The organism is Fibrella aquatilis (assembly GCF_017353255.1).
In the GTDB taxonomy this organism is placed as follows: domain Bacteria; phylum Bacteroidota; class Bacteroidia; order Cytophagales; family Spirosomataceae; genus Fibrella; species Fibrella aquatilis.
In genome coordinates, this window is the sequence record NZ_JAFMYU010000014.1 from 85,349 (window position 1) to 102,437 (window position 17,089).

Here is a 17,089-nt window from a genome sequence, read left to right on the forward strand (position 1 = left end):
CTGACATACAAAAGTATAGCGGATTTTATAAAAATAGCGAACGTTCGCTAAATTATTTTCAAACGCTGATTTAACGGTATCGCTTACTTTTGCAGCTATGACCACAGACCGGGAAAAAGTACGGCTCATTTTTGGCTTCAAACTGAAGCAACTTCGGCAGGAGCGGGGCCTGTCGACCTATGATCTGGCCGACCGGACGGGGTTGTCGCCGTCGTACCTCAACGAGATCGAGAAAGGCAAGAAGTACCCCAAGACAGAGAAGATTTTCGCCATCGCCAAAGCCCTCGACACTGACTACGACGCGCTGGTGTCGCTGAAGGTGAGTAAGCAGCTAGAGGCAGTAGCAGAGCTGCTTAACTCGAATATTCTCAATGAGTTGCCCTTGGAGCTGTTCGGTATTGAGCCGGGCTATTTCTTGGAAATGATGGCCGCTGCCCCCGCCAAACTGAGTGCGTTTATCAATACCCTGATCGAGATTGGCCGGAATTATGACCTGCGCGTGGAGCAGTTTTATTACTCGGTGTTGCGCACCTATCAGGCCATGCACGACTCCTATTTTGAGGACATCGAAGCGCAGGCCGATCAGTTTCTGGCCCACCACCCGCTACCCGTTGCCCCCGCCGATAGCCCGGCTTTTCTGGCACAGGTACTAACGGCTGAATTCGGTTGTGCTGTTGAACCCTATGATCAAACCAGTCAGCCGACTATGTCTACGCTACGGTCGGTATTTTTGCCAGAGAAGAATAAGCTACTGATTAACAAAGGGTTATCTGTAGAACAAACGGCATTCACACTGGGCCGTGAGGTGGGCTACCGGCAACTGAACCTGACGCAACGCCCCCTGGAGTCGTCGATGCTGGCGGCGGCTTCGTTCGACGAAGTGCTCAACAATTTCCGGGCGTCGTATTTCGCGCGGGCCATTCTCATGCCCCGCGCCCAAGTGCTGCCCATGCTGACCGACGCATTGGCGCAGCCTACCTGGCAACCCGACCGGATGCTGGCCATGATGGCCTGCTTTGCTGTGACACCCGAAATGTTCCTCTCGCGGGTGATGAACCTGATCGCCAGCCACTTCGGCCTGAAAGATTTGTTTTTTATCCGGTTCGACCAACCCACTGAGCAACAGCGGTTTGTAATTTCGAAAGAGCTACACCTGAGCCGTCTGCACGCGCCCCATGGCGTAGCTCGCGATGAGCATTATTGCCGTCGGCAGGTGGCCCTGACTATGCTCAACGACATGCGTACGCAGCAGGCCGACGGCAGTTGGGATGGGCAGCCTTTTTGCCAGGCGCAGATCACGACCTATGTACCCAATGGGCAGGCGTATTTCGTGCTGTCTATTGCCAAGTCGTCGCCGCCCTCTACCACCAACAGCAGCATCAATATTGGTCTGCCTATTACTGACGACCTTCGCCACGTCATTGCCTTCCTGGATGACCCCGCCATTCCCCGCACCGACGTCGGCGACACCTGCGAACGCTGCTCTATTCCAGACTGTCAGGTACGTGCCGCCCCCGCCACGGTACTGGCTAAACGTGAGCAGGTTGAGCATATAAAAGCGGCGATTGCTGGGTTGAGGGAGGAATGAGTCCGAACTTTGCTACCCAAAACCCTCGTTACCCTCTAGCGACGCTTACAACCGCGACTTGTTTTGAAAACCAAAGGCTTACTTAAGAATAAAATTAATATTGTCACACTGGGCTGCTCGAAGAATCTGGTCGATTCGGAGACATTGTATACCCAACTGCGGGGCAACGGCATGGCCGTGACCCACGAGTCGAAAAAGGATGATGCCAACATTGTGGTGATCAATACCTGCGGCTTTATCGACAATGCTAAAGAAGAATCGATCAATACCATTCTGCGGTATGTGGATGCCAAAGAAGCGGGCGTGGTCGATAAAGTGTACGTAACGGGTTGTCTGTCGCACCGGTATAAAGATGAATTGGAGGTGGAAATGCCCACCGTCGACGCGTGGTTTGGTACGAATGAACTGCCCCGGTTGCTGAAAACCCTCCGCGCGGACTATAAGCATGAACTTGTTGGCGAACGGTTGCTAACAACCCCGGCGCACTACGCCTACCTGAAAATTGCCGAAGGCTGCGACCGCCCCTGTTCATTCTGCGCCATCCCGCTCATGCGCGGTCACCACGTCTCCCGCCCTATGGACGAGCTGGTGATGGAAGCCAAATCACTGGCCCGGCGCGGCACTAAAGAACTGATTCTCATTGCCCAGGATCTGACCTACTACGGCCTCGATCTGGACAAAAAACGCTCTCTCGCCACCCTCGTTGACCGTCTTGCCGACGTGGAGGGTATCGACTGGATCCGGTTGCAATATGCCTACCCGTCGGGCTTTCCGCTGGACGTTTTGGACGTGATGCGCGACCGACCCAACGTCTGCAATTACCTCGATATGCCCCTCCAAACGGGTTCGACGGAGTTGCTGAAGCTGATGCGCCGGGGCATTACGCGCGAAAAAACGGAGGAGCTGGTGCATACCATCCGCGAGAAAGTGCCGGGTATTCACCTCCGCACCACGCTCATTGTGGGACACCCCGGCGAAACAGACGCCCTTTTCGAGGAAACGCTGGATTTTGTTGACCGGATGCGCTTCGACCGGTTGGGTACGTTCACCTATTCGCACGAAGACCAAACGCACTCCTTTTCTATGCCCGACAACATACCCGCGGAAGTGAAGCAGGAACGCGCCGATGCCATTATGGAGGTGCAGGAAGGTATTTCGCACGAAAAGAACCTCGCTAAAATTGGTCAGACCTACAACGTGCTCTTCGACCGCAAAGAGGGGGGCTACTTTATTGGCCGCACCGAGTTCGACTCGCCGGAAGTCGATAACGAAGTGCTCGTGCCTGTCACCAAAGACACGTATATCCGCCTCGGTGACTTCGCCCCCGTCCGCATCACCGACGCCCAGCCGTTTGATTTGTACGGGGAGCTGTTATTTCAGTAGTTCGTCTCGCTTCTCAAGACCTGCTTTTCGCTGGTGACTGCCCAGCCCATCACCTCGGCGGAGGAAGATGCTTGCTATTGATCGACTTTGGTAGCCTGTGATGATTCGCGCTCAAGGTCTTCAACGCTTGGTAACGTACCTTGTAGGTCGGCGGGAATGCTCTCTGTAAGGCGATATTCGGCAATACCGATAGGCTTATTAATATCCTTTAGCGCATATTCGGCAACGACTTTGTCTTTGTCCTGACAAATCAATAGACCAACACTGGGTTGATCCGCGGCTGTTTTTAACTGGTCATCCACAACCGACAGGTAGAAATTTAGCTTACCGGCAAACTCAGGCTGGAATTTGCCCCGTTTCAACTCAATTACTACGTAGCAGTGTAGTTTCAAGTGGTAAAACAGTAAATCAATGTAAAAATCCTGGTCCCCTACTTCCAAGTGATATTGCTTGCCAACAAAGGCGAATCCGGCACCCAATTCAAGCAAAAACTTGGTGATATGGCTGGTCAGCGCATTTTCGAGATCTTTCTCTTGGTAATCGTCCTGCAACGTCAAAAAATCAAACAGGTAAGGATCTTTGGTCAGTTGCTGGGCAAGGTCTGACTGTAGCGCTGGCAAGCGATCATCGAAATTGGATATTGCTTTACCCTGCCGTTCATGCAACCCCGACTTGATTTGCAGGCTTAGTATGTCGCGTGACCAGCCGTTTTCAAGCGATTTAGCAACGTAGAAGTCGCGTATTTCGGCAGTCTTCACTTTGTCGAGGAGGATGACGTGGTGCGCCCACGGCAATTGTGCAACTGGTCGTTGCACAAATTCATTACTCGGATAGGCTTCCGCAAATTTTCTCATGTAGAACAAATTGCGACGCGACAGACCATGCATATCGGGAAAATCTGCCCGGAGGTCGTCTGCTAACTTCTCTATTACTTTATATCTCCATTTCTCGGTCTTAGCTGAACTGAGTGAGGTTGTTGTGGGCTTTGCGCTACGCGCCCCTCGACTGCGCTCGGGGTGACAGGCCAATAAGCAACTAGCCTAGCTTGAGTCAAGGTCGTTGTCACCCCGAGCGCAGTCGAGGGGCACGTAGCGCAAAGCCCACAACAACCTCACTCAGTTCACTGAGCTGCTACTCCTCTACTCCACTAGCCCCCAGCGCCTCAAACAGCGTGTGCCAGTACCGCGTGATGGTGGGCTTGTTCTCTTTTGCTGAGGCTGTGGCGGAAAAAGGGAGTACCAGCCGAATGCTGGGCGAACCAATGGGGTACTGTTCACCCAGAAGTTTGGCATCGGTTTTAGCCCACTCGTCGGCTTGGGCGGTGGTGGCGGGGGGTATTTTGTGAAAATCGCGTCGGCCCGGACCGGTCATGCTTTCCACCATATCGCTCAGGTAATAAGCCCGCACCGTCCGGCCTGATTCGTTGGCCTGGGCCAGCACGGCGAGGCTGCCCCAGAGGTCGGTATGCTGATTGGAGAGGCCGGCATTGGGCTGATCGAGCCTGGCGAGCACCTGCCGCTGGATGGTGGCCTGTTCGCGGGTGAGTTGCAATTCGTAGTCGGTTTGGGCGGCGTCGCGGTCGGTGGGGGAGGCACCGTCGAGGTCGGGGAGGGGCGTGCGGGCGGTCAGCGATAGAGCGCGGGCTTTGGCGGTGTTGTCGTGAATGAAATAAACCGCTACCCGATCTCCTTTTTGATGCACGTTTTTGGCAATAGCCTCACGGACAGCGTGTTCGTAGATGGCGTGGGCTTCTGACTTAGTCCCTCCGGGCTGGTTGCTCAGGCTTTTGTCAATGAAAAAAACCGTGTAGCTCGGTTCATCTGCCGCCACGGGACGGTCTTTTTTGGCCGAACAGCCGACGAGAAATAGCAGGCAGAGGAGAAGGAGGCGGGTCATACCGCAAAATTGACCAGCAAACCTATACCGTTTTTGAAACCTTATAGGTTTTTGTTTTTTCGCCGCCCCGCAAAAAGCGAAGTGCGGCCAGGAAGCCCAACGCGCTGAAGGCGAAATTCACCAGCGTAATAATCGCGTGCGAAAACGTGGCCCAGATGGTACCAGCCATCAGCGTCATGCCATAGGCCACCAGCCCCCGGCTGGCCAGAAAATGGTACGAGCCGATGTTAGCTTGCGTGGGGATGGTGAGGCTACCCAGCGACGTCAGCGCAAAAACCGTCAGCGAGGCCGAATTGGGCAGGTTTTCGGTGATGGGCAGCGCCCGAAACAGCGACGCCAGCACCATCAGCGACAGGCCGTGGATACAGAACGTAGTAAGCCAATACAGACTGGGTTGCTTCACGGTGCGAATACTCAGCAGCCCCCGCCGGAACCCCTCTATCCGTTCGCGCAGGCGGATGCGTTCGGCCAGCCGTTGCACCGATTGCCAGCGCATGACGCTCCGCAAGCTAATGACTGTGAGGGCAATACAAACCGCCAGGCCTGCCAGCAAGCCCGCCCACTGCCCACCCGAAAGGACATGGAACCAGTTGGGCAACTGCATGTACTGCTGCACATAAGCCAGCAGTCGGCCCGATTCCAGCAATAGGGTTAGCGACAGGAAAACGGCCGTGGCCAGCAAGTCCACCAGCCGTTCGGTGATGATAGACCCGACGCTTTCGGTGATGGGTACGTTGTCGCTGCGTTGTAGCAGCGTACACCGCAGCAACTCGCCCGAACCGGGAATGATGACGCTCGAAGCACTCCCCGCCAGCATAGCCGACAGCGCCCGCCCGGCAGAGGGCGCATGGCCCAGCCCTTGTAGCAGCATCCGCCAGCGCACGGCCCGCAACACGGTTTGGATACCCATGACCAGGGCCGTTACGGCAATCCAGCCACGCGACGCTTTCTGAAACTGATCGATCAAACTGGCCAGCGGCATACCGCGCAGGGCGTAGGCGAGCAGGGCGAACGCCAGAACGACGGGGATGACCTGTTTTAGCAATTTCTTCATAAGCTAATCAGCGGTGCTGGCCGAGGCGGCGATAAACTATTCGTAACCAGAGAGTTAATGGTGGCTGAATGCCATTTATGGTCCAGGCCGAAGTCATTTCGCGGAGGCCCTGCACCACACTACGCCAGCCATTGTTTGATGCCCCACCGGCCCGCATTCGTACCAATACGTCTGGCAGGTGGCGGGCGCTGTAGCCTGTCATGTGCAACACCCGGAACATGATTTCGTAGTCGGCGGCCAGTGTAAGCTCGGTGCGGAAACCGCCCGTCTTAAGCAGCAGTTCGCGACGTGCAAAAAAGGCAGGGTGGGCGGGCGCGTGGCCCTGTGCAAACAATTTTTCCGAGAAAGGCCTAACCTGCCAGTGGCGGGTTATCTGCTCCTGCGCATCGACATAGACCAGATTACCATAGACGGTGCCCACGGTGGGGTCACGAAATTCACCCATTACCTGGGCCAGTACCTGGTCATGGGCGTAAACATCGTCGGCGTTGAGGAAAGCAATCACGTCGCCGGTGGCGCGGTGCAGGCCTTTATTCATGGCGTCGTAGATACCCTGGTCGGGTTCCGAAGTCCAGTTGGTAAGCTGGCTATCGTAGCGCCGGAGCAGTTCGACGGTGCCGTCGGTAGAGCCGCCATCCAGAATAAGGTATTCCAGATCAACTCCCCGCTGTGCCAGCACCGACTGTATGGTACGTTCCAGCACGGCGGCGGCGTTGTAGGCCACGGTGACAATGGTAATTTTCATCAACTGCCCTTATGCCTGATTCAGGGGCTTGGCCTGGTTCAGGGTCATGTTGCGGATGATCTCGGTTTGGGTGCGCTCAATCCGCCGGAGCTTGGAATACAGCACGACCATGCCAATAAAAAACACCACCCCGCCAACGTAAATTACCAGATCGACGCCGCGCCCCACGCCCACCGCCACGGCAATTTGGGTTGAGAGTTCGGGGAAAAGCACCAGCGTTAGTCCCACCAGGGCCACCAAAATCAGCGAGAGGCGGTAGAACGTCTGGTTTTGCAGGCGGGTTAAAAACAGCAGCACCAGGCCCAGCAGGGGCAGAGCGAGCAGAATTTTTATGGGTGTCATAACAGTAACTTCTTCAGAATGAGGTCGATCAGGATATTGAAGGCGTTCAGCGCGCTCTGTCCTTTCTGTTTCGAGTAGTCGGTGTAGACAATGTGGACGGGCACCTCCTGGTAGCGCAGCCGATTCTGCCGAATCAACGACAGTACCTCGGTGGCGTGGGCCATGCGGTTTTCAGTGATACGGATGGCCTCGGCAGCGCGGCGGTTCATGGCCCGAAACCCGTTGTGCGCGTCGGTGAGCCACAGGCCGGTAGTAAGGCCGTTAACAATGGTGGCCACTTTCAGCAACGCCCGGCGCAGCACCGGCACGGCATCAACATCATTGGCCCGCTGAAACCGCGACCCCAGCGCAATATCGGCCTCACCGGCTTTCACAGGGGCCAGCAGGGTCTGAATTTCGCGGTGATCGTGTTGTCCGTCGGCGTCGAAATGCACCACGTAGGCGGCTCCCTGTGCCAGCGCATAGCGCATACCGGTGTGCAGGGCCGCGCCTTGCCCCAGGTTGATGGGGTGGCGCAGGTAGTGTAGGCTCAGGTCCCGAATGGTGTCGAGCGTATTGTCGGCCGAGCAATCGTCAACCACCACCACCGAATAGCCTTCGTAGACCAGCGGCAGCAGCGTTTGGCGCAGGGCAGTAGCTTCGTTATAGGTCGGCACCACCACGAAGGTAGACGCGTTGGACGTGGGCATACGGTAGGGGCGGCTGGGCGCGTTTGGGTCTGTACAACAAGCCTTACCAAAGATAATGCCAAATTACGGGCAATTCTGGCATGGTATTCGTAGCGGGCGAATGGAAGTTTTAGTGATTTAATAACGCCCTACGCCCGTAAGGCCTTAGTTTTATGGTGTAAACTCACCTGAGCGAACGTCTGATCGTTGTCCCCAATGTCAAAGAAAAAACGGCAGGCCAGCCCGGATACGCAGGCGGCCCCCCCTACCCGAAAACCCGTTACCGTACCGGCTCCTACCCCAACCCTGGCCGCCAAACCACAGCCCGTTGCCCCCCTGCCCCCCAAACCCGCCGACCCCAACGAGCTGATCCGTTTCGACCGGCGCACCAACTGGACCCTGGGCATCATTGTCGGCCTGTTTTTGCTGATGGTGCTGGGCAAACTGCATTTTGTGTCGCTGCCTGCCTGGAATACCCTTGTGCCCGACGGTTCGCCCGTGAACCGGGGTTTGGTATCGGGTACGGCCAAAACCATCCGCATGGACGATTATGCCGTTGGGGCGCCCTGGATCATTTCCAACATAAACCGAGGTTATCCCATTGAAAATGAAGGCATTGGCGGCTTGAAATCGGCCATGTTGACGGTACCGGCCAAGCATATCGTTTCCTTTTTTAAGCCGCACAACTGGGGCTTTTTTGTGCTCGATGCCGAACGTGGCTACGCCTGGATGTACGACCTCTGTATTCCGCTGTTGCTGATCGGGTCGTTTTTGTTTTTCATGATGATCACCCGCAACCAGTATTTTCTGTCGCTAACGGGGGCCATTGCCCTGCTGCTGTCGTCGGGTACGGTCTGGTGGACATTTATTCCGGCCAGTATGATTGGCTACTGCGGCCTCACTGCCGTTACCGCCGTGTATTTGCTGCGCGAACGGAAACCCCTACGAATAGTCCTGCTGGCTTTCGGTCTGGTCTACCTGTGCATTGCTTATTTGCTGCAGCTTTATCCCCCTTATCAGGTGCCCATGTCGTACCTGTATATACTGGTGCTGGGCGGGTTCTTGTATAACGAGCGCAAACGGTTCTTCCCCATCAATGCCTGGGTGCTCAAGGCTGGCCTGCTGGCTGTGGCCGTGGCCGTGTTTGGCGCTGTGGTTTACCTGTTCTACAACGACGTAAAAGAGACCATTCAGGCAGCCAGCAGCACCGTATATCCCGGTCAACGAAGTGAGTCGGGTGGTTCTGGTTTTATAGCTAACTGGTTTTCAGAGTATTACAGCTGGGTGACCAATTATCAGTCGTACCCCAAAGGCTGGTTAAACATCTGCGAAATGTCGCACTACCTGACGTTTGCTCCTGTGATTTTGCCCCTGACGGTGGTGCTGTTCATCCAACGCAAACGTATCGACTGGATGCTGGCGGGAGCGGCCCTGTTCACCATTGCCCTGGCCATTTATGTAGAATATGGCTGGCCGAAATGGCTGGCCGAGAAAACGCTCGTCAGCATGGCCCCCTCGCGTCGGGCGCAGATTCCGCTGGGGGTGGGCAGTATTCTGCTGACGGTGATCTACCTCAGCGCCGTTCGTGATTATGTGAAGCAGGTGCCTGCGTGGGTCAACGTGGCGGCGGTGGCGGCTATTCTGGGTTTCATGATCTACACGGCCTGGGTAAACGTCAACGATTCGGAGGGGATTATCACTAGTTCGCAGACGTTCCTGCCGGTGCTGTTTTTCACGGCCATGAACGCCCTGCTGCTGTTTACGATTCAATCCAAATACCGCATCGCTCTATTCTGTACGGGCCTGATTCTCTTTTTGTTACCTAACCTGGGGGCCAATCCCCTCTCGAAAGGCCTGACACCCATTACCGACCACCTGCTCTACCGCGCCGTGCGGCCCCTGGTAGAGCAAAACCCGGATGCCCGCTGGATTGTCAACGGCAGTCAGTACGTTACCTACCTGGTTACGGCCACGGGTGCCAAGCAGATTACGGGGGTGAAATACCTGCCCGAACGCAAGCAGATTTTCAAGGTGCTGGACCCCACCATGAAGCGCGATTCGGCCTACAACCGCTACGCTCACGTCACGTTCCAGACTTACATAAACCCGCAACAGCCCGACACCACCATTTTGGCCCAACAGTTTGAAGACGGCTATATCATTGCCGGTGATCCCTGTTCGCCGAAGTTCAAGAAGCTGAACGTGAAGTACATGCTCTACGACCACGCGCCCCAGATCCCCTACGAAGTGCGCTGCATGAAAAAAGCCGTCGAGCTAGGATCCATGACGATTTACGAGCGGGTAGATTAGAGAGGTGGTTAGTGGTTTGTAGTTGCTACGCGCTGGTGTGGGCTGACGCCTGGCCCTTCGACTGCGCTCGGGGTGACAAGACACTAGAGCAATTTTCCTAAACTGATTCAAGGGTGTGTCACCCCGAGCGCAGTCGAGGGGCCAGGCGTCAGCCCACACCAGCGCGTAGCAACCACCAACCACAAACTACAAACCACTAACTTCTTCCAAAACCCCACTAAACACCTCGTGGGTGAGTGCCCAGTTAAATTGGGCGGCGTGGTGGATGGCGCCGGCCGAGAGGCGGTGCCAGAGAGTATCGTCGGTGAAGAGGCGTTGCAGCTGCCGAGCCAGTGACTCGTCAGAATCGTAAGCGAAATACAGGCCCGATACCTCGTTGGTAACGGTTTCGGCAGTACCACCAGTGCCGGTTACCACGGCGGGCGTACCGCAGGCCATAGCCTCGATGGGCGACAGGCCGAAAGGTTCATTATGAGCCGAGTGGACAAATACCTGACTGGTGCAGAGCAGGTTAGCCAGCTGTGAAGTGTCGTAGAACGCGTCGATAATGGTCACGGCGTCAGCGAGTTGCAGCGAGTTGGCTAGTTGCAACAGTCGCTCTTTTTCAACGCCCCGCCCTTTGATTTTCAACTCAATATCGCCGCAGCCGGGTTGCGCCCGCAACAACGCCAACGCCCGCACCACGGTATCGACCCGCTTAAACTTGTTCAATGTACAAACCATCACGATCTGCCGGTTCCGGGCCATTTCTGGCCGGGGGTAGAATGCCTCATGGTCAATGCCGCAGTATACCAGCCGGAGCCGGGCGGGGTCGAGGCGCGGAAATGTCTGGGCAATAGTCCGCTCTGAATACTGCGAATTGGCCACTACGCGGTCAGTGACGGGCATCAGCGCGTGTTCGATACGGCGGAAGATGGGGTTGAGCAGTTTCAGCCCCCAACGCATGTAATCGGGCTTGATGGAGTTTATCCAGGCGTGTTCAAAAATAAAGGCTGTGGGTTCGTGGCAGACGTAGACCAGTTGCACGGCCGGGTGTAGTTTTTTGTAGAACCACCCCCACCAGTTGGCCGGAAATGGCTCCGACACCACCACCGGCGACCCAATTTGCCGCGCCGCCCGGTGCACCCGCCAGTACATAAGCGGATACTGCACCCAAAACCAAATGGACGATGACAGCGGCCCGCCCACGTCGACAAACCGAACCCCCGCTGCCGCTGCCTCACGCACAATGACCGGATTAGACTGGATAGACACCACATATACCGGCCAGCCTGTCAGCACCAGCCGCTTGCTCACCTCCAGCAACACCGTAGTAGCCCCCCCCGCCAGCATACAATGCGGGTGCATAAACGTGATTGGCGGTTTACTAGAAGCTAAACTGGGCGTTTGATCCATTTCTGCGCGTAGATGTAAGCATCATACAAACTTGCTAATAAAGGCCTGCTGAACATACTCAAGGGTTTCTTAAGCAGCAACCGAATGAGTTTGGTGAAACTGGAAGGTAGGGCCAGAGACGTGGCTACTACGCTCAGCAAGCTCTCCGCTTCGCTGGCAGTAGAACCCTTTGTGAAGAAGTCGATTAGCACTGATAATTCCATGCGACGTGCCTGATACTGACGCCAGTTGGCCAATATGCTATCTGTCACATAGCCACGAAGTGTAGTTGACGTTTCTACTAATTCGACACACCGGCCGGCATCTCTGATAATCTCGCCAAGTCTGTTGCCACCTAACTTGCCGTCTTTGGCCGCCCAGATTCGGAACTTGCCAATGGGTTTGTCAACATATAAAATGCTCCCCGCCTCATGAGCTTTCAGCAGTAGGGCTACATCGAAGCCATACGTAATTCGTCCATTCAGCACGTCGCGGCAATGCTGATAGGCGTCGCGCCGAATCATGCCGCCGGGTATCCAGGCAAAAAACGGACGCTGCCCGATGAGTTCGTTTAGTGACTGGGCAGGTGTGCGAAGACCCGTGGCCTTGCGGTTGTAATAAAATTTGATCTGGTCCAGATTCTGAAAATCAACACTGGCTAATTCGCCATAGGCAACGGCGGCACTGTCATTGTTGGGCAGATGATTTACCAGCGTTTCTACGCATGTAGGGTAGAGATAGTCGTCAGAGCAGAGATACAAAATCCAGTCGCCCTGCGCCTGATCAGCGGCAAACTGAAAATGCTCGACCATAGGTAAAAACTGGTCCGGCTTCACTACGCGTAACCGTGTATCGGCCTGCGTAGCCAGCCAGGCTGGCACCTCATTGGTGGAATGATTATCTGAAACGATAATCTCAACAGGCCCGTATGTCTGGGCCAAAGCACTGAACAGTGCTTCCCGAAAATAAGGCAACTGCTGGTTGTACAGCGGAATAACGATACTGACGTAAGGGTGCTTGTTTAGCGATTGTGATACCATCGGCTACCAGGTGTATATACTTAATCACTATCATTGTTCAATCAACTGATTTACTATGCATCACCTACCCACCTTTGTAACATTGCTCTTCATATTTTTTCATAGCATTTCGTCAGTCGCTGCTAAATCAGATGAACGACCAGCGAGTGTAGATAACCCCAAAAGTAGCACATGCTCAACCGTAACGTTCAGCTATACTGTTACTGGTGCCAGAGCGACTACACTTTCCAACCAAAACGGTTCCAGTAGTAGTACAGTTGTTATTGTAGCAGGTAAGTACATGGTTGTTAGCGGGTTAACTGCCAATGTGCCAACGGCTAACCTCCGGTTTATTGAAGCACTGGCTTCTAATGGTAATGTAGTTTTCACGGGTAGTCGTGTTCCTGTGATGCGTGCACCACAAGATTATTCAACAGCTTATTTCGGGCAAACATATGGACCTTATACGCTCGTTAACCCAGCCGTTAGTGGCGCGCTCAGCGAAACCTTCACGCCTTACATCGATCTGAACAACAACCGGCAGTATGACGCTGTTTCAGAATGCCTAGGTGATCCGGTTGTGCTGAATTACGAAGTAAAGCCAATGGCTGTCTTTAGCTATACGGCTACCGGCAGTACCAACGCTTTTTTATCCAATCAGGCAGCGTCGGCCATTGGCACGGTGGCAATTTGTGCTGGTGGGTGGATGGCCGTCAGCAAGCTTATTGCCAACGTTCCAATCAGCAACCTGCGGTTTATTGAGGCAACTACGTCAAATGGAAATGTTGCCTTTGGGGGGTATACTGTGCCAGTTAACCGGTCATCTCAAGATCTGTCGAGCAGCTATTTCAATCATATATACGGAATCTACACCCTGCTTAATCCATCCATTACAGGTACACTGAGCGAAACATTTACCCCCTACATCGACACAAATACGAATGGCCGTTACGATACCGAAACAGAATACCTGGGCGACCCTGTAGTGTTGAACTATGAAGTAAAGTCAGGTGCCGCACAGGCAACGATTCAAGCTGGCACCTGGTCAACAAAGTCCATTTGGTCATGTGGCCGCCTCCCTACCAGCCTTGAATCGGTGCTTATTCAACATACTGTTACTGTTCCCGCCGCCTACAACGCTCAGGCAAAACAAGTTTTGTATGCCCAAAATGGGTCTTTGTTATTCTCGCCCGTCAGCACATTATCGATTCGGAACGACCCTTAGGTTGGGTTCTTATCTGGGCGTTCTGGATGCTTGTGCCAATGAGTTCGTTCCATTGCGCAAATACGACTCAGTGTAGGTGAGCATCGACTCACTATAGGTAACATTATCCCAGTTAATAAGTCGAATGTCTCCCGAACTCAAGGTGTAAGCGATTTTGGTCTTGTCGTTATTGACGAAAGTCCACGTAAAACTGACCGAGTTGCCCTGCCAGTTTGTAGTACCAGTACCGTCTAGATTAAACTTGATGATGGCATCGTCAAAGTTGACATTGTTGCCGTTACCTCCCCGCTTGTAGTAGTAGCTCGTATTGTTCTGTAAATAGCGAATTTCATTCATCTGCCACACCTTGCCAGTCAATAGCTGAAGAGGGTCAGGATCTGGATCGGCTTTCTTACAGGAAATCAGGCATAGAAGAAGGCAGAGTGACAAAAAAGGAAAGTATAGCACCTTTGACATAGTATGTAGTTTTGATGGTGGTTTGTAGCCGTAAATGTATACAAGCCATATCTTCTAATCAACCTACAGCCATTTCTTGCTGCTACAGTCTACTTCACCCGCTTCAGATACCCTTCTGGTGCCACCGAAATCAGCAACTTATTATCAATCTGATGGTCAATCTCGAAGTTGTCGTTGGTTTTCAGGTATTCCCAGACGGCCGTTTTGGGGTTGTTACCCACATCCCAGGGGCGGTCGTAAGCACCTTTGGGCATGTCTTCCACAATGGTGTCGAACACAACGCAGTAAGAGCCGACAGTAACGAACGGAGCGTACAATTCCAGTTCGCGTAGAACGTGGTCGTGGGTGTGGTTTGAGTCTAGGCAGACCATAACGGTTTGTTTGCCTTCGGCCCGGCGTGCCACCTCGGCAACCAGATCCTCATCAATGGCCGACCCCTGAATCATCTGAATCCGCTTGAACATAGGGTGCGCCTCGATCTCGCGCCGGTTATGTTCGCGGATGTCGATGTCGATACCCAGCACTTCGCCCTTGCCAATCAGCTCCATCAGCGAGGCGTAATAAATCAGCGACCCACCGTGGGCAATACCCGTTTCAATAATCAAGTCGGGCTTAATCTCCCAGATCAATTCCTGCATGGCAATCATGTCCTGCGGGTACTGAATAATGGGGCGGCCCATCCACGAAAAATTGTACGAATACTGGTCACGGTTTGAGACGACGTTGAATGTGTCGGCAGCGGCTTTTAGCTCGACATTATCGGCATAGGCGGCTACACGCTCGGCACGTTCCTGCTTAAATTCTTCGACGGGGTTACTGGCTGTTGTGGTCATCATTGGGTTATGAATTTCAGTTTTGTGTTGTCCCCCCAGAACGCCATGGGTTCATAGTCGGGGTAGGGGTAATGGCCCAGGTTAAGGCCGATTTTGGCATTCAATTTCTTCACATGGTCTTCTACCAACCGCCGCACCGAAATGGGCTGGCCGCTACAACAGTTGATTGGCCCGGTTACCTTGGTTTGTTCGGCAATCTGACATAGGTATTTAGCTACGGTGTCAACCGGCAGATAATCACGCAGTTGTTCGCCACCCGACATGTTAAACACTGGTTCGCCCGCCGTTACGGCCCGCTCCAGCAGGGGCAGCAGTGAGGTTGGGTTCTGGCCGGGGCCGTACATGTAAAACAGCCGCGCCCACTTCAGGCTAAAGGACTGTTCGGTCTGAAGCGTCTCTAAAAACCGCCGCAACGAGTCCTTCGCCAGGGCGTAGGCATTGGCGGGGTAGGTAGGGCCATCTTCGGACAAACAACCGCTTTGCATACCATACTCAAAACACGTGCCAGTAGCAGTAATGTTTATCAAGCCATTGACAATCAGATTCTTGAGAAAATGGTAATGCCCAAACAGATTCTGGTCTAGGTGGAACGAGGCTTTGTAGTTGGGCAACCCCTGCCAGGCCAGATGCAGCAGCGCGTCGGGTTGGCCGAAGTGGGCAAACAGATTTTGCTCGTCAGCATTCGGTGTGAGCCTGTATGGTACCACCGTCACCTGGTCATACCAGTCAACGTAAGCAAAGCTATCTACCCGCGTAGCCGAAACCGTGACGCGGTGCCCCCGCGTCAGCAACGCCCGCACCACGTGCTGCCCCACAAACCCCGATGCGCCGGTAACGAGAATATGCATGTACTGATTTACGATTTACGATGTAAAGGCACCATTGAGCCCATTCCAACGGTATACTTACAACACCCTCACCTCCGGGATGGGCACGACAAACTGCCCGCCCCACTCCTGAATATACGCTAGTTGCTTCGTGATTTCGTCGCGGAGGTTCCAGGGCAGGATCAGGACAAAATCGGGTTGGCGGGCTTTCAGGACGGCTTCGGTCACGACGGGAATGTGGCTGGCCGGCATGAACTTGTCCTGTTTGGCGGGGTTTGCATCCACCACAAAGTCGATAAGGTCGCTTTTGATGCCGCAGTAGTTTAGGAGTGTGTTGCCTTTTGCCGCAGCCCCGTAAGCAGCCACGGTTTTGCCCGCCCGTTTTTGGCTGCTCAGAAAATCGAGCAGGTCGAGCTTCACGGTCAGGGCGCGTTGCTGAAAGCCTTCGTAGTAGGCCATCGTAGTCAGGCCCGTGTCTGCTTCTTTCTGAAGCATGGCATCCACGGCGGGTAGCACGGGTTTGCTCTCATCGGCGGTGTGCCGGGCGAAGATGCGCAACGAGCCGCCGTGGGTAGGCAACTCTTCAACGTCGAACAGCGTAAGCCCCTGTGCGGCAAAGATTTGCCGGACGGTGGTGAAGGAGAGATACGAGAAATGTTCGTGGTAAATGGTATCAAACTGGTTGTTCTCTACCAACTGCAACAGGTGCGGAAACTCCATCGTGACCACGCCCGTGGGCTTTATCGCCAGGGCCATCCCCGCCACAAAATCGACAATGTCGGGCACGTGGGCCAGCACGTTGTTGCCCAGCAGCAGGTCGGCTTGTTGGCCGTCGGCGGCCAGTTCGCGGGCCAGTTCGGTGCCGAAAAAACGGGTGATGGAAGGCACCCCTTTGACAATAGCCGCCGCCGCCGTGTTGGCCGTGGGTTCGATGCCCAATACCGGCACGCCTTTTTCCACGAAATACTGCAACAGATACCCATCATTAGACGCTACCTCAATTACCTGCGACTCTTCGTTCAGCCCAAACCGTGCGGTCATAGCCTCGACGTAGCGCTTCGAGTGGGCCAGCCAACTGGTTGAGAATGAAGAGAAATAGACGTAATCGCTGTCGAAAATCGCGTCCGATTTTTTGTACTCGTCAACCTGCACCAAAAAGCAGGTGGGGCAGGTGAAGACTTTCAACGGATAAAACGTTTCCGGCTCGTTCAGTTGTCCGGCGGTCAGAAACGAGTTCGACGCGGGCGAGTTGAAGAGGTCAATAAAGACGTGGCTCAGGGGCGTATGGCAGAATCGGCAGGTCATGGAAGAGAGGATTTACGATGTACGAATTACGAATTACGATTTGGGCTGACGCCGGAGTATTCTC

Annotated in this window: 16 protein-coding genes; 4 read left to right on the forward strand and 12 right to left on the reverse strand. The window is 54.3% G+C overall.

Annotated features, from left to right (window positions below):
- Positions 1-97 precede the first annotated feature (97 nt).
- A complete protein-coding gene (locus J2I48_RS17090; protein WP_207336694.1) occupies positions 98-1,588 on the forward strand; it encodes a helix-turn-helix domain-containing protein in 1,491 nt (496 codons plus the stop codon).
- Between the two features lie 63 nt (positions 1,589-1,651).
- Positions 1,652-2,971 (forward strand): 30S ribosomal protein S12 methylthiotransferase RimO, encoded by a 1,320-nt coding sequence (gene rimO, locus J2I48_RS17095; protein ID WP_207336695.1) that lies wholly within the window; start codon positions 1,652-1,654, stop codon positions 2,969-2,971.
- A 74-nt stretch (positions 2,972-3,045) separates the two neighbouring features.
- Here rimO and J2I48_RS17100 read toward each other — a convergent pair whose 3' ends face one another.
- From J2I48_RS17100 to J2I48_RS17125, 6 genes are all read right to left on the reverse strand, one after another.
- Complete coding sequence (locus tag J2I48_RS17100) at positions 3,046-3,999, reverse strand: PDDEXK nuclease domain-containing protein (RefSeq protein WP_229376406.1); 954 nt, start codon at positions 3,997-3,999, stop codon at positions 3,046-3,048.
- A gap of 103 nt (positions 4,000-4,102) precedes the next feature.
- The gene (locus J2I48_RS17105; RefSeq protein WP_207336696.1) at positions 4,103-4,867 is read right to left on the reverse strand and encodes a hypothetical protein; all 765 of its coding nucleotides are present in this window, start codon (positions 4,865-4,867) and stop codon (positions 4,103-4,105) included.
- 22 nt (positions 4,868-4,889) lie between these two features.
- Positions 4,890-5,921: a lysylphosphatidylglycerol synthase transmembrane domain-containing protein gene (locus J2I48_RS17110; protein ID WP_207336697.1), complete on the reverse strand. Its 1,032-nt coding sequence runs from the start codon at positions 5,919-5,921 to the stop codon at positions 4,890-4,892.
- A gap of 7 nt (positions 5,922-5,928) precedes the next feature.
- Positions 5,929-6,666 (reverse strand): glycosyltransferase family 2 protein, encoded by a 738-nt coding sequence (locus J2I48_RS17115; RefSeq protein WP_207336698.1) that lies wholly within the window; start codon positions 6,664-6,666, stop codon positions 5,929-5,931.
- 9 nt (positions 6,667-6,675) lie between these two features.
- The gene (locus tag J2I48_RS17120) at positions 6,676-7,008 is read right to left on the reverse strand and encodes a DUF2304 domain-containing protein (protein WP_207336699.1); all 333 of its coding nucleotides are present in this window, start codon (positions 7,006-7,008) and stop codon (positions 6,676-6,678) included.
- The gene (locus J2I48_RS17125) at positions 7,005-7,697 is read right to left on the reverse strand and encodes a glycosyltransferase family 2 protein (RefSeq protein ID WP_207336700.1); all 693 of its coding nucleotides are present in this window, start codon (positions 7,695-7,697) and stop codon (positions 7,005-7,007) included. The genes J2I48_RS17120 and J2I48_RS17125 overlap by 4 nt, the downstream gene beginning before the upstream one ends.
- 195 nt (positions 7,698-7,892) lie before the next feature.
- Here J2I48_RS17125 and J2I48_RS17130 point away from each other — a divergent pair, with 195 nt between their 5' ends.
- On the forward strand, positions 7,893-9,986 hold the full coding sequence (locus J2I48_RS17130) for a DUF7657 domain-containing protein (RefSeq protein ID WP_207336701.1): 2,094 nt from the start codon (positions 7,893-7,895) through the stop codon (positions 9,984-9,986).
- Between the two features lie 186 nt (positions 9,987-10,172).
- Here J2I48_RS17130 and J2I48_RS17135 read toward each other — a convergent pair whose 3' ends face one another.
- Positions 10,173-11,333: a glycosyltransferase family 4 protein gene (locus J2I48_RS17135; protein WP_207336702.1), complete on the reverse strand. Its 1,161-nt coding sequence runs from the start codon at positions 11,331-11,333 to the stop codon at positions 10,173-10,175.
- A 26-nt stretch (positions 11,334-11,359) separates the two neighbouring features.
- On the reverse strand, positions 11,360-12,400 hold the full coding sequence (locus J2I48_RS17140) for a glycosyltransferase family 2 protein (protein WP_207336703.1): 1,041 nt from the start codon (positions 12,398-12,400) through the stop codon (positions 11,360-11,362).
- 55 nt (positions 12,401-12,455) lie between these two features.
- Between J2I48_RS17140 and J2I48_RS17145 the strand changes: the two genes are divergently transcribed.
- Positions 12,456-13,604, forward strand: coding sequence for a hypothetical protein (locus tag J2I48_RS17145; RefSeq protein ID WP_207336704.1), 1,149 nt, complete (start codon positions 12,456-12,458; stop codon positions 13,602-13,604).
- Positions 13,605-13,613: 9 nt separating this feature from the next.
- Here the strand turns inward: J2I48_RS17145 and J2I48_RS17150 are convergent, their stop codons facing one another.
- From J2I48_RS17150 to J2I48_RS17165, 4 genes are all read right to left on the reverse strand, one after another.
- Positions 13,614-14,060, reverse strand: coding sequence for a hypothetical protein (locus J2I48_RS17150; protein WP_207336705.1), 447 nt, complete (start codon positions 14,058-14,060; stop codon positions 13,614-13,616).
- 89 nt (positions 14,061-14,149) lie between these two features.
- Entirely contained in the window at positions 14,150-14,896 is a 747-nt protein-coding gene (locus tag J2I48_RS17155; RefSeq protein ID WP_229376408.1) for a cephalosporin hydroxylase family protein, read from the reverse strand.
- Positions 14,893-15,741, reverse strand: a complete 849-nt coding sequence (locus tag J2I48_RS17160; protein WP_207336706.1) for an NAD-dependent epimerase/dehydratase family protein — start codon at positions 15,739-15,741, stop codon at positions 14,893-14,895. Before J2I48_RS17160 ends, J2I48_RS17155 begins: the two co-directional genes overlap by 4 nt.
- A gap of 57 nt (positions 15,742-15,798) precedes the next feature.
- On the reverse strand, positions 15,799-17,025 hold the full coding sequence (locus J2I48_RS17165) for a class I SAM-dependent methyltransferase (RefSeq protein ID WP_207336707.1): 1,227 nt from the start codon (positions 17,023-17,025) through the stop codon (positions 15,799-15,801).
- Between the last annotated feature and the right edge of the window lie 64 nt (positions 17,026-17,089).

Coding starts and splice junctions, on each gene's coding strand:
- J2I48_RS17090 (WP_207336694.1), top strand. CDS start 98: ATGACCACAGACCGGGAAAAAGTACGGCTCATTTTTGGCTTCAAACTG.
- J2I48_RS17105 (WP_207336696.1), bottom strand. CDS start 4,867: ATGACCCGCCTCCTTCTCCTCTGCCTGCTATTTCTCGTCGGCTGTTCG.
- J2I48_RS17110 (WP_207336697.1), bottom strand. CDS start 5,921: ATGAAGAAATTGCTAAAACAGGTCATCCCCGTCGTTCTGGCGTTCGCC.
- J2I48_RS17115 (WP_207336698.1), bottom strand. CDS start 6,666: ATGAAAATTACCATTGTCACCGTGGCCTACAACGCCGCCGCCGTGCTG.
- J2I48_RS17120 (WP_207336699.1), bottom strand. CDS start 7,008: ATGACACCCATAAAAATTCTGCTCGCTCTGCCCCTGCTGGGCCTGGTG.
- J2I48_RS17125 (WP_207336700.1), bottom strand. CDS start 7,697: ATGCCCACGTCCAACGCGTCTACCTTCGTGGTGGTGCCGACCTATAAC.
- J2I48_RS17130 (WP_207336701.1), top strand. CDS start 7,893: ATGTCAAAGAAAAAACGGCAGGCCAGCCCGGATACGCAGGCGGCCCCC.
- J2I48_RS17135 (WP_207336702.1), bottom strand. CDS start 11,333: ATGCACCCGCATTGTATGCTGGCGGGGGGGGCTACTACGGTGTTGCTG.
- J2I48_RS17140 (WP_207336703.1), bottom strand. CDS start 12,400: ATGGTATCACAATCGCTAAACAAGCACCCTTACGTCAGTATCGTTATT.
- J2I48_RS17145 (WP_207336704.1), top strand. CDS start 12,456: ATGCATCACCTACCCACCTTTGTAACATTGCTCTTCATATTTTTTCAT.
- J2I48_RS17150 (WP_207336705.1), bottom strand. CDS start 14,060: ATGTCAAAGGTGCTATACTTTCCTTTTTTGTCACTCTGCCTTCTTCTA.
- J2I48_RS17155 (WP_229376408.1), bottom strand. CDS start 14,896: ATGATGACCACAACAGCCAGTAACCCCGTCGAAGAATTTAAGCAGGAA.
- J2I48_RS17160 (WP_207336706.1), bottom strand. CDS start 15,741: ATGCATATTCTCGTTACCGGCGCATCGGGGTTTGTGGGGCAGCACGTG.
- J2I48_RS17165 (WP_207336707.1), bottom strand. CDS start 17,025: ATGACCTGCCGATTCTGCCATACGCCCCTGAGCCACGTCTTTATTGAC.